General features: G+C 69.9%; 10 protein-coding genes. 7 read left to right on the forward strand and 3 right to left on the reverse strand.

Going from position 1 to position 12298, the window contains the following annotated elements; genetic code table 11:
• The first annotated feature begins 175 nt into the window (after nt 1–175).
• A complete protein-coding gene (locus tag D474_RS0105150) occupies nt 176–1870 on the forward strand; it encodes a hypothetical protein (protein WP_017612524.1) in 1695 nt (564 codons plus the stop codon).
• A 15-nt stretch (nt 1871–1885) separates the two neighbouring features.
• On the opposite strand, the gene D474_RS0105155 is transcribed toward D474_RS0105150, so the two are convergent.
• Entirely contained in the window at nt 1886–2668 is a 783-nt protein-coding gene (locus tag D474_RS0105155) for a glutamate racemase (RefSeq protein WP_017612525.1), read from the reverse strand.
• Between the two features lie 326 nt (nt 2669–2994).
• Between D474_RS0105155 and D474_RS0105160 the strand changes: the two genes are divergently transcribed.
• The 5 genes from D474_RS0105160 (at nt 2995) to D474_RS0105180 (ending at nt 8894) form a co-directional block, all read left to right on the forward strand.
• Complete coding sequence (locus D474_RS0105160; protein ID WP_017612526.1) at nt 2995–4437, forward strand: FAD-binding oxidoreductase; 1443 nt, start codon at nt 2995–2997, stop codon at nt 4435–4437.
• A 69-nt stretch (nt 4438–4506) separates the two neighbouring features.
• On the forward strand, nt 4507–5793 hold the full coding sequence (locus D474_RS0105165) for an SAM-dependent methyltransferase (RefSeq protein WP_017612527.1): 1287 nt from the start codon (nt 4507–4509) through the stop codon (nt 5791–5793).
• Between the two features lie 144 nt (nt 5794–5937).
• Entirely contained in the window at nt 5938–6426 is a 489-nt protein-coding gene (locus D474_RS0105170) for a hypothetical protein (protein WP_017612528.1), read from the forward strand.
• Between the two features lie 200 nt (nt 6427–6626).
• Nucleotides 6627–7895: a sugar ABC transporter substrate-binding protein gene (locus tag D474_RS0105175; RefSeq protein ID WP_017612529.1), complete on the forward strand. Its 1269-nt coding sequence runs from the start codon at nt 6627–6629 to the stop codon at nt 7893–7895.
• A 102-nt stretch (nt 7896–7997) separates the two neighbouring features.
• Nucleotides 7998–8894, forward strand: coding sequence for a carbohydrate ABC transporter permease (locus D474_RS0105180; protein WP_017612530.1), 897 nt, complete (start codon nt 7998–8000; stop codon nt 8892–8894).
• Nucleotides 8895–8962: 68 nt separating this feature from the next.
• Here D474_RS0105180 and D474_RS0105185 read toward each other — a convergent pair whose 3' ends face one another.
• Nucleotides 8963–9247, reverse strand: a complete 285-nt coding sequence (locus D474_RS0105185; protein ID WP_017612531.1) for a hypothetical protein — start codon at nt 9245–9247, stop codon at nt 8963–8965.
• A gap of 152 nt (nt 9248–9399) precedes the next feature.
• On the opposite strand from D474_RS0105185, the gene D474_RS0105190 reads away from it, so the two are divergent.
• Nucleotides 9400–10299, forward strand: coding sequence for a carbohydrate ABC transporter permease (locus D474_RS0105190; RefSeq protein ID WP_017612532.1), 900 nt, complete (start codon nt 9400–9402; stop codon nt 10297–10299).
• A gap of 98 nt (nt 10300–10397) precedes the next feature.
• On the opposite strand, the gene D474_RS0105195 is transcribed toward D474_RS0105190, so the two are convergent.
• Nucleotides 10398–11957 (reverse strand): long-chain-fatty-acid--CoA ligase, encoded by a 1560-nt coding sequence (locus D474_RS0105195; protein ID WP_017612533.1) that lies wholly within the window; start codon nt 11955–11957, stop codon nt 10398–10400.
• Between the last annotated feature and the right edge of the window lie 341 nt (nt 11958–12298).

Raw genomic sequence — 12298 nt, forward strand, 5'->3', positions numbered from 1 at the left:
TTCCGGGGCGGCCACCCGGCTGGGAGGGCCCCGGGTGGTCCGAGTATATCGGGCCGTCTCCTTCATCAGGCGGTGCCCGAAGCGGCGAAGGGCACTGGTTTGTGCATTCTCATGACGTGTCTGTGATTGCGCTGCTACCTTCAGTGCTCACGCGGCACATACAGGGGGAGATGACATGCCGATGTGGACATGGACGGGGGAGACCGCACGCACACTGCGCGATGCCGGTCAGGAAGAACTCGCCGAGGCGGTGGCCCAGCTTCCCGTCATGAGCGAGGCCGGCGACTCGGTGCGGGTGGAGGCCACGGCACGCTCCGCGCTGCGGGTGGCCCGGCGACTGGTGACCGAGGCGGGCACCGGCGAACCCGAGGTGCCGGGGCTGTTCGGGCCGCCCATGCTCTTCTACCTGGCTCACTGGCCCATGGCCGTGCGCGTCGGTGCGCTCGCCGAGGGACAGCGCGCCCTGAAACAGGCCGAGGCCGCGGCCGCCGACGAACCGGGACCGCACGAGCGCGGGACCCTCCCGGTCTCGGCCCTGGCCAACACCGTGCGATGCCACGCCAACATCGACGCCCGGGGCACCACAGAGCTGCGGCGTGAGCTGCTCTCCAGTCGGCGCCTCGCGGGCTGGGAACGCACCCCCGCCTGGCCGGGGTTCACGCTCGCCCGGGTCGATCTGCTCGTCGACGAGGGCGCACCCGACCGTGCCGAGGCCGAGCTGCGCCGGTACGAACACACCGCCACCGGGCCCGGGGTCCTGGGCACCGGAGGGGTCTTCGCCCTCGCCCGCGCCCTGCGACACCAGGACCGCCACCGGGAGGCCCTGGTCGAACTCGACCGTCTGGGCGGCGAGCTCGCGACCCGCAGCGGCGGGCCCCGCGATCCCGCCCTGCGCCTCCGGGTGCGGTTCGAACGGGCGCGGTTGCTGTCCTGGCTGGCCCGGCTGGGGGCCTGTTCGGCGCATGAGGCCATCGAGACCCTGCCGACGGTGGAGGAGGCCGAGTCGGTCCCGAGCATGCGTCCGGCCTGGGTCGAGGCGGCGGAGAACCTGGTGAGCCTGGGGGCGGTGCGCAACGACTGGCGTCTGGGCGTCCGGGTCACCACGTGGTCGCGGTACTTCGAGCGGGTGGGCGCACCCGCACGCGGGGCGGAGCTGGCCCTGGCCGCCGCCCGCCTGGCCGCCGTCCGGGGGGCGCAGTGGGTGGGCACCTGCTCGGCGCAGCGGGCCGAGGAGCTCATCGCACACCTGGGGGAGTCGTCGGAGATCCGGGGCGACCTGGCCGAGGCCCGGTCGATGATCACCGCGATGCCGCCGGTGCGCCCCGAGGCCCCGGCCGACCGCATCCTCACCCATCTGCGCTCCCTGCCCGCCGACCGGGTCGACCCCGAGCACCAGGCCGAGCAGGTCAACGTCGCCCTGGCGAGTCTGCCGCACGACACCCCGCTGCTGTCGGCGCTGGGCCAGGTCGGGCGCACGCTCATGCTCTCCGACGCGGCGACCGAACCCCAGTGGCGGCATGTGCGCGAGACCCCGGGGGATCAGAAGGCGGCGCTGTCCCTGCTGGAGACCCTCCTGCACGACAACGACACCTCGGGGGTACGGAACCTGGTGCGGACCCTGGCTGCAGGGGCCCTGCCCGAGGCCGGTACCGCCGCGCAGGCCCCCGCTGCTCCTGTGGCCCCTGCAGTCACGACGGCCCCTTCAGGGAGCCAGACCCCCGCGGCCTCTACTGCCCCCTCGAACCCGCAGTCCCAGGCCGCTCCGCAGAGCCCTTCTCCCACCACCGCCCCGAACGCCGGGTCCGTGGCCGGAACCGGCCACCACCGCGGCGAGACCGGACCGCAAGTGCAGTCGCAGCGGGCCGTGTGATCCCGGGGGCTCGTCTCAGAAGGAGCGGGCCGGTGACCCCTGCACCATGAGGGACCGTCCGGCCGGGTAGGTCAGCGCTGCTGCGGGCAGCTCCGCAGGGCGTCCGCTGGCCAGCACCCGAACCCGGCCCGGGCGCCCCTGGTGGGGCAGGTCGCCGACTCGGCGCAGGGCCTGCGCGGCCACGGCGTGCGCGGCTGTGTGCAGGGCCACGCCCTCGCCCAGCGCCCCGACGATCTCGTCGCCGACCAGGTCGTAGTGGGTGCAGCCCAGGACCACCGCGCGAACGTTCCCGGGGGTGAGGCCGGCGGCGTAGGAGACGGCGTCGGTGACTTCGCGGTGGTCGGCCGACTCCACTGCCTCGGCCAGGCCCGCGCAGGCCACCGGGGTGACCTCGATGTCCTGGGCGAAGGTCTCCACCAGGCGCCGCTGGTACCCGCTGCGTGTGGTCGCCACGGTCGACCACACGGCGATGGGCCCGCCCGAGAGCGCGGCCGGTTTGATCGCGGGGACGGTGCCGATGACCGGCACCCCGGGTTCGAACACTTCGCGCAGGCGCGCCAGCCCGTGCACGGACGCGGTGTTGCAGGGCACGACGACGGCGTCCAGCCCGCCGGCGGCCTCCCAGGCCGCGCGGGCCCCCGCCAGGGCACGCTCGATGACGGCGTCGGGGGTCCGGGCGCCCCAGGGCATGTGGTCCGGGTCCATCGACAGGAACAGGTCGGCGTCGGGCCGTGCGGAGTGCAACGCGGCCGCGGTCGAGAGCATGCCGATACCGGAGTCAACGAGAGCGATGCGCACGAGTACCGATGATATGTGCGCCCGTCACCACCTGGTCTTGCCAACACCCTCGCCCGCACCCGGTCGGTCGACACGTCGACTGCTGGGGGCAGCGCTCGAGCTCGCGAGCAGGCGCCCACTCGGCAGGTGCGTCCCCCTCCTGCGTCCAGCACCGCGCCCCCGGGAAACTCGCCGACGTTCCCGAGGACGGCCGGTCGACACGTGAGAAATGGGGTGGCCCTGGCCCGTTACCCACAGGTAGAACAGAGAGGATCGGCCCGCCCCGGCGGCCCCGCCCGGCCGGCCGAACCGGGCTGTGAGTCGCCGACACCGGAAGCGGGAGAAGGATGACCTCTCAACAGCAGGGAACGGCCGACACCTCCGCGTCCGGCCGCCACGGGCTGGCCGAACACGTGAGCGCGGTGCAGAAACTGCGCAGGGACTTCCGGGCACTGCCCGAGGACGCACCCGTCCGCCTGGGCAAGCCCACCTCGAACCTGTTCCGGTTCCGGGAGGCCTCGTCCGCACCCGCGCTCGACGTCTCGGCGTTCGACGGCGTGCTCTCCATCGACCCCATCGAGCGCCTGGCAGACGTCGGCGGCATGACCACCTACGAGGACCTGGTCGCCGCCACCCTGCCGCACGGTCTCATGCCCAACGTCGTCCCGCAGTTGCGCACCATCACCCTGGGCGGGGCCGTGACCGGGTTGGGGATCGAGTCGTCCTCCTTCCGCTCGGGCCTGCCGCACGAGGCGGTCCAGGAGATGGAGGTCCTCACCGGGAGCGGGGAAGTCGTGACCGCCACCCGCGACAACGCACACGCCGATCTCTTCCGCGGGTTCCCCAACTCCTACGGCACTCTCGGGTATGCGCTGCGCCTGCGCATCGAGCTCGAACCGGTCGGCCCCTACGTGCACCTGCGCCACCTGCGGTTCTCCGACAACCGCGAGGCTATGGACGCGCTCGCCCGCATCTGCGCCGACGCCGAGCACGACGGCAGCCGCGTGGATTTCGTGGACGGGGTCTCCTTCGGCCCGGGCGAGCTGTACCTGACGGTCGCCCGTTTCACCGACTCCGCGCCCTGGGTCAGCGACTACAAGGGCCAGGACATCTACTACCGCTCGATCCAGCGGCTGGCGGGGCCCGGCCCCGGCGACTTCCTCACCACCGAGGACTACCTGTGGCGCTGGGACACCGACTGGTTCTGGTGCTCGCGGGCGTTCGGAGTGCAGAACCCGGTCGTGCGGGCCCTGTGGCCGCGTGCCCTCAAACGCTCCGACGTCTACCGCCGCCTGGTCGCCCTGGACCGGCGCACCGACTTCTCGCGCCTGCTCAACCTCTACCGGGGCAGGCCCCAGCAGGAACCGCTCATCCAGGATGTCGAGGTGGGCGTCGAACGCGCCGCGGAGTTCCTCGACTTCTTCCACGGCGAGATCGGGATGTCACCGGTCTGGCTGTGCCCGCTGCGCCTGCGCGAACCCCGCCGTCCCGGTGAGGAGGGCCCCGTCTGGCCGCTCTACCCGCTGGAGGACGAGCGTCTCTACGTCAACTTCGGTTTCTGGGGCCTGGTCGACATGCACCCCGGCCAGCGCCGGGCCCACCACAACAGGCGGGTGGAGGAGGTCGTCGGAGCGCTCGGCGGGCACAAGTCCCTGTACTCGGACTCCTTCTACGCCGAGGACGAGTTCTGGGAGCTCTACAACGGTCCCGCCTACGCGGAACTCAAGGAGGCCTACGACCCGCACGGGAGGTTGCTCGACCTGTACGCCAAGTGTGTGGGCAACCGCTGAGGCGGGACCGGACCACAGGGACGCGACCCGTGGACATGGGCCGCATCCTCCGAGCGGAAAGGACACAGCATGCGGCTTGCCGAGATCTTCGAGCGCGTCGTCGGACCCGACGCCCCGATCCGTTTCACCGCCTATGACGGGAGCACCGCAGGCGACCCCGACAGCGGGACCGCCGTGCACGTGCGCACGCCGGTCGCGGTCAACTACCTCGCACAGTCCCCGAACGCAGTGGGGCTGACGCGGGCCTACGTCTCGGGGCACCTCGACCTCGAGGGTGACATGTACACCGCCCTGGGCACGATGGCCGAGTTCGCCTTCGCCGAGGGCGTCAACCTGTCCCTGTCCGACGCCGCCGCGATAGCCAGGTCCGTGGGCTGGGTCAAGTTCGTCAACCGGGTCGCCCCGCCGCCGCAGGAGGTCACACCGTCCAGGCTCGCGAGCATGGGATGGCGGCACACCCGTAGACGCGATGCCGAGGCGATCCACCACCACTACGACGTCTCCAACCGCTTCTACGAGATGGTCCTCGGCGAGAGCATGACCTACACGTGTGCGGTCTTCGACGGTGAGGACGGCCGCCTCGACCGTGTCGGCGCCGACGACGGGGCCCTGGAGAGCGCCCAGTTCCGCAAGTACGAGCTCGTCGCACGCAAGCTCGGGCTGGCCGAGGGCATGCGCCTGCTCGACGTGGGCTGCGGTTGGGGCGGCATGGTGCTGCACGCCGCTCGGGAGCACGGCGTCAAGGCCACGGGTGTGACGCTGTCCAAGGAACAGGCCGAATGGGCCTCCAAGCGCATCGCCCAGGAGGGGCTGGGCGACCTCGCCGAGGTACGCCACATGGACTACCGGGACGTTCCCGACGGCACCTTCGACCGCATCAGCTCCATCGGGCTCACCGAACACGTCGGGGCTGCCAACCTCGACCCCTACTTCGTCTCGCTCTACGACAAGCTCGTGCCGGGTGGGCGCCTGCTCAACCACTGCATCACCCGGCCCCGCAACGACCTGCCGCGGATGAACACCAAGGGTGTCATCAACCGGTACGTGTTCCCCGACGGGGAGCTGGAGGGGGCGGGCGAGATCCAGGTGGCCATGAACGACGCCGGGTTCGAGATCCGGCACCAGGAGAACCTGCGCGAGCACTACGCCCTGACCCTGCGCCACTGGGGCGCCAACCTCGAACAGCACTGGGACGAGGCGGTCGCCGAGGTCGGGGAGGGCACCGCCCGGGTCTGGCGCCTGTACATGGCAGGATGCGTGCTCGGCTTCGAGAGGGATGTCGTCCAGCTCCACCAGATCCTCGGCGCGAAGCTCGACGGCACCGCGTCGGGCATACCTCTGCGCCCGCAGTACTGACGGAGTACCGACCGGCACGCCGTCGCCGGCGTCCCCCGGGTGTTCGCCCTGCGGGGACGCCGGTGCCGTGCTGCCCGCCGCGGGTGCTCCAGGCGGCATCATGGACGCGGCACCACCGTCCAGCAGCCTCGAAGGGACCTCACCGTGTCCGCAGACGACAGCTCCCAGCCGGGTGAGCCGAACCCGAGCCCCGAGCCCTCCGAGGAGGTCGAGCGGTCCGCCGTCGACCTCGTCGCCGCATACGCCGACCACGACCGCGAGGCGTTGGAACGGGCCGTTCCCCCGGCGACCGACCATGCCGACGCCGTCGTGTCCGCGCTCAAGGTGCTCGCGGCCTTCCTCAGCCGCCGGGTCCAGGAGACCGGGGTCATGTGGAAACCGGCCGACTCCCGTGAGGCCGTGGCCCGCACCGTCGCCGAGATGCTCCCACCGGAATTGGAGTTCGCGGTCTCCACGGCCTGGGAGGCGCACTCCCTGGGGGAGGAGGAGGTCGCAGAACGCTTCACCTTGGGTGACCCCATGGTCTACGCGCACATGCTCGCGGCCTTCTGCGCCGCGATCGGCCTGGCCGTGTACAAGCGCGCCGAGCTCGTGTCCACGTTGCGCCAGGTGAGCGGGCTCGAGGAGGAGTGATCCGGTGACGTCCGGGCGGCGGGAGCGCCCGCACCCGCCCGGACGCGGAGGGTGGCGGGTCCGGGTCGGCGCGTACAGGGTTCCATTCGGGCCTAACAGCTCAGACACAAGGTCGAGTTGTTTACTTCACAAGGTGCCGTTCCTTACGTAGGTTTCCTACCAACCCTTTGGGGACCTCGACAGGAACGGGAGGCGCGCCGATGGCTCGCAGACCACTACTCACCCACGCCCCCCTCCCCGCGGCCGCACTCGCCCTCGTCCTGGCCACGACCTCGTGCGGCACGGCTGAAGACGACACCCTCACGGTCTGGATCATGGAGGGCACCAACCCCGACGCGACCGGGTTCTTCGAGGAGGCCAACGAGGCCTTCTCCGAGGAGCACGGGATGGACGTCGAGGTGGAGTTCATTCCGTGGGCCGACGCCCAGGACATGATCTCGACCTCCATCGCCGGCGGAACCATGCCCGACGTCGTCGAGCTCGGCACCACCTTCGTCCCCGAGTTCTCCGACGCCGGCGCCCTACACGACCTGGCGCCCGCCATCGACGACACGTCGGCCTACAACGAGGGCATGCTCGAGATGGGCGAGATCGACGACGCCGTGTATTCCCTGCCCTGGTACGCGGCCATCCGGTCGGTGGTCTACCGCACCGACGTGTTCGAGGAGCACGGCGCCGAGGAACCCGAGAACTGGGAAGAGCTGCGCGAGACCGCCCTCGAGCTGTCCGAGGCCGAGGACGACATGATCGCGTTCCCCGTGCCCGGAGACGCCCAGTACTCCGTCCTGCCCTGGATCTGGGGCGGCGGCGCCGAGGTCGCGGTCGAGCAGGACGACGGCACCTGGGTCTCCGAGGTCGACAGCGAGGAGGCCCGCGAAGGCATCGAGTTCTTCACCGACCTCTCCCTGGAGGACGACCTCTCCACCACCGGAGCGGTGAACTGGAACGAGATCGACGTCATGGAGTCCTTCTCCGAGGAGGACGCCGTCATGGCGATCCTGGGCAACGCGAACCCCAAGGCCGTCGTGGAGAACAACCCCGACCTCGAGGGCGACATCGGGGTCTTCCCGATCCCCGGCCAGGACGAGGGGTACTCCGACTCCTTCGCCGGCGGCTCCAACCTCGCCGTGTTCGAGGGCACCGGCAACGAGGACGCCGGCACCGCCTACATCGAGCACCTCACCGACCCCGAGTGGTCCGTGCGCTGGGCCGACGATACCGGGTTCTTCCCCGGCGGCGTCGAGGAGATCGAGGAGTACGCCGAGTCGGACGACCCCACGGTCCAGCCTTTCGCTGTCCAGCTCAACGAGGCCGGACGGGGTACCCCCGTCGCGCCGGAGTGGGGCCAGGTCGAGGCCGAGAACGTCATTGTCGGGATGCAGCAGGACATCCTCAACGGCAACGTGTCCGTAGAGGAAGCCACCGAGAGCGCCGCAGACGAGATCGAGCAGATCCTCAACGGGGGTTAGCACGTGGGAACAGCGGCCGGTCTCGGACCCGGAGGGCCGGGGCGGAGCGGGAAGGGAACGGCCGGGGGCAGCGCCCCCGGCCGCTCCCGGCCGATGATGAGTATGAGGGGCCGCCGGGCCGCGCTGCCGTGGCTGCTGCTCACCCCGCCCCTGCTCGTCATCGGGGCACTCCTGCTATTCCCGCTCGGCAGGATCGTGTGGCTCTCCATGCGGGAGTACCACCTGAGCAACCTGGTCTCCGGCGAATCGGATTTCATCGGGTTCGACAACTACATCGCCCTGCTCACCGACCCCTACCTGTGGAACGTTGCGCTGCTGAACACCGTGGTGTTCGCAGTCGTCGCCGTGGTCACCACGGTCGTGCTGGGCACCCTGGTCGCCCTGCTGCTGGTCAACCTCAAGGTGGTGCCGCGGGTCATCGTGACCTCCTGCATCATGGTCGCCTGGGCCATGCCGGTGGTCAGCGGCACCTACGTGTGGATATGGATCTTCGACGTCGACCAAGGTGTGATCGCCCAGGCCCTCATGAGTCTGGGCGTGGTCGACGCGGGCGGCTACAACTGGTTCGCGGACCGTTTCTGGTTCTACGCGATCGTCACCCTCAACATCGTGCACAGCGGGTTCCCGTTCGTGGCCGTGACGGTGCTGGCGGGGCTGTTGACCGTGCCCAAGGAGCTCCAGGAGGCGGCCCTCATCGACGGCGCCGGACCCTGGAAGCGGTTCTGGCACGTGACGTTCCCGGTGCTGCGCCCGGTCTTCGCGGTGGTCACGATCCTGTCGACCATCTGGGACTTCAAGGTGTTCGCGCAGATCTATCTGATGCCGGGCGGCGACGTGGGCGGGTCGCAGATGCTCAACCTGGGCGTGTGGGCCTACGTGCGCTCCTTCGGCCACAACGACTACGGCATGGGTTCGGCCGTGGCGGTCGTGCTCACACTCCTGCTGCTGGCGATCACGATCGTGTACCTGCGGTCGCTGTTCAAGGACGACGAGCTGTGAGGGCGCGCGTGAGCACCCGGGCCCGCGCGACAATCAGAGCGGCGGGTGCGGCACAGCGGACCGTGGGCTCAGGACGGTCCGGCGAGCTTGTCGCGCACCCTTCGCCAGTCCACGGACGCCAGGGAACGGCGGTCGAGGTCCTCGCGCACCGCACCCATGGTGCGCAGGTCGAAGGCGCTCAGTGGGCGTCCGTCGTCGTTGGACTGGTTGACGAGGTTGTGCACGTACGCGTAGAGGCGTCGCCCGGTCGGGTCGGAGACCGCGTGCCGTACGGCGGTGTCCCGGAACCGGGCGTCGTGCGGCAGCCAACTGATGACCACCTCCGTTGGGGAGGGCCCGTCGAGGTCGTACACGCGTGGCTGCCCTTCGTCCGCCGTACTCCAGCGGGGCCGGCCGGACTGCGGCCCCGGACTTCGCCGGATTCTAGGGCATTGCGCCCGAGTGCCCACGTACCGCCCGCCCGACAGTCCGCGCCCGCGGGGCGCCGCGTCCACGAGGAGACCCGTTGAGCACGCGCACTGCACCCACACCGGAGCCCATCCACTGGGAGGACCAGGTGCGCCGGGCCCGCCTGCGCGGCGAGGCGTCGCGGATGTGGCGGCTGCTCGGCAAGTGCCTGGCTGTGAGCGCCCTGCTGCTGTTCACGCTCTTCCCCGTCTACTTCATGGTCGTCAGCGCCTTCTCCGACAGTGCGACTTCGGGGACCGGAGCGCTGCTGCCCACGGATCCCTCGCTCGACAACTTCGTCTACGTCCTGACCGAGGGCAACTTCACGACCTACCTGCTCAACTCCCTCGCCGTCGCCGCGATCACCGTCGGCGGAGCGTGTGTGCTGGCCCTGCTCGCGGCCGTGGCGGTGGCGCGGTTCAAGTTCAAGTTCCGCACCTCGGTACTGGTGATGATCCTGATCGTGCAGATGGTGCCGCTGGAGGCGCTGGTCATCCCGCTGTTCATCCAGGTGCGTGACCTGCAGCTGCTCAACACCCTGATCGGTCTGGGCATCGTCTACATCGCCCTCTCCCTGCCGTTGGCCGTGTGGATGATGCGCGGGTTCGTGGCCGCGGTGCCCAAGGAGGTGGAGGAAGCCGCCTACATCGACGGCGCCTCGTGGCCGGTCATGTTCTGGAAGGTGCTGTTCCCGCTCGTGGCCCCCGGGCTGGTGGCGACGGCGATCTTCTCCTTCATCGTGGCCTGGAACGAGTTCGTGCTCGCGCTGACCTTCATGCAGCAGAGCGACAAGTACACGGTCGCGGTCGGGCTGCGGCAGTTCTTCGGCCAGTACGCGAACGAGTGGGGCCACGTCATGGCGGCCTCGACCATCATCACAATCCCGGTGATGGTCTTCTTCGTGCTCGTGCAGCGTTACCTCGCCGCCGGCCTGGTGCAGGGAGCGGTCAAGGGCTGAATCCTGGCCTCCGCACGCAGGCGTACGAAGGCCCCGCGACCGGTCTCGGGTTCCAGAGCAATGGTCGCGGGGCCCTGTCATCCGGTCGCGGCGCGGGGTCAGTCGCGCAGCTGGCGCTTGAGGATCTTGCCGGTGGAGGTCATCGGCAGTTCGTCGCGGAACTCGATCTCACGCGGGTACTTGTAGCCGGCGAGGCGCCCCTTCGACCACTCGACGAGCTCTTCGGCACCGATCTCCGCGCCGCTCTGGAGGATCACGAACGCCTTGATCTCCTCGCCGTGCGTCTCGTGCGGGATCCCGATGACGGCGGCCATGCTGACCGCTTCGTGGGTCATCAGGACCTCCTCGATCTCACGCGGGTAGACGTTGAAGCCGCCGCGGATGATCATGTCCTTCGAACGGTCGACGATGAAGTAGAAGCCGTCCTCGTCGCGACGGGCGATGTCACCGGTACGGAACCAGCCGTCCTTGATGATCTCGGCGTTGACCTCGGGCCGCTCGTGGTAGCCCTTCATGACGCAGTGCCCGCGCACCGCGATCTCGCCGACCTCGTCCTGCTCGTTCCAGTCGGCGTCGATCAGCTTCATCTCCACACCCCAGACCGGGCGGCCGATGGAGCCGGTCTTGGCGCCGGTCCGCGGGTTGTTGAACGACACGACCGGGGAGGTCTCGGAGAGCCCGTAGCCTTCCTTGATGCCGACCCCGAAGGTCTTGGTGAAGTCCTCGGCGAGCTGGGCCGGCAGGGCGGCGCCGCCCGAGACCGCGTCGACGACGTTCCCGGCGATCTTGTCCAGGTCGTAGGTACCCGGATCGGCGTCCTTCGCGGCGTTGAGCAGGCCCCAGTACATGGTGGGCACGCCCGCGAACCCGGTCACACCCTCCTTCTCCATGAGGGAGAGGGCCTCGTTGCCGTCGAAGCGCGGCATGAGCACGAGCGTCGCCCGGCGGTACAGCGCGGCGTTGAGCATCACCGTCTGCCCGAAGATGTGGAACAGCGGCAGCACGACCAGCGCCACGTCGCGGCCGTCGGGGTGCGCCTGGACCATGCCGGCCGCCCCGATGGCGTTCATCATCAGGTTGTTGTGCGAGAGCTCGGCGCCCTTCGGGCGGCCGGTGGTGCCGCTCGTGTAGATGATGACCGCGGTGTCGTCGGCCTCGGTGCGCACGGTCTCGAACTCCGTCGGCTGACCCTCGATGGCCTTCCACAGGGTCTCGGCACCCTCGATCGTGGACTCCGTGGCGCCGGGGGAGGCCGGCAGGTCCACGTAGGTCTCGCAGCTCTCGACCTCTTGGAAGGCCTCGTGCGCGCGCTCGCCCAGAGGCAGTTCCGGCGATCCGGTGAAGGCGAAGAGGGCCTTGGTGCCGGAGTCCTCCAGGTGGTAGGCGATCTCGCGCGGGGTGAGGAGCACGTTGAGCGGCACCACCACCGCGCCCGCCTTGAGGGCCCCGTAGTAGACGAAGGGGAAGTAGGGCAGGTTCGGGCAGGCCAGGGCCACCCGGTCTCCCGGCCGGATCCCGCGCGAGACCAGCAGGTTGGCCACCTGGTTGGAGATCGCGTTCGTCAGCGCGTAGTTCAGGCGCAGGTCACCGAAGACCAGGCATTCATTCTCGGGGGCGCTGCGTGCGCCGTCCTCGAGCACGACGGACAGGTTGAGCATGGGGCCTCCCGCGTTGGTGACGGACCGCCTTGTGGTCCAGGTCTCGTGTTCTGCGCCACTTGACGGAAGAGTAACAAACCGGGTGGTCGGTGTGCAGGGGTGGGTGAGTCCGTGACCCCACCGATACCGGGTCCGGCCCGGCCCGGACGCGCAATGCACTGCGGCGGCGGGGGAGCAGGGTTGTCCACAGGCTGGACGATCAGGTTCACGGCCCGAGTCGGCAGCCGTTAACCTGAGGAGGTACCACCGGACCCGGCTAAGGAAACAAGCAGCGATGACAGCGGTAGACGGCGACCAGACGGCGGGCGGCCACTACGACGCCCGCGCCCTCCAGGACAAGT

Source organism: Nocardiopsis salina YIM 90010 (genome assembly GCF_000341025.1).
GTDB classification, from domain to species: Bacteria; Actinomycetota; Actinomycetes; order Streptosporangiales; family Streptosporangiaceae; genus Nocardiopsis; species Nocardiopsis salina.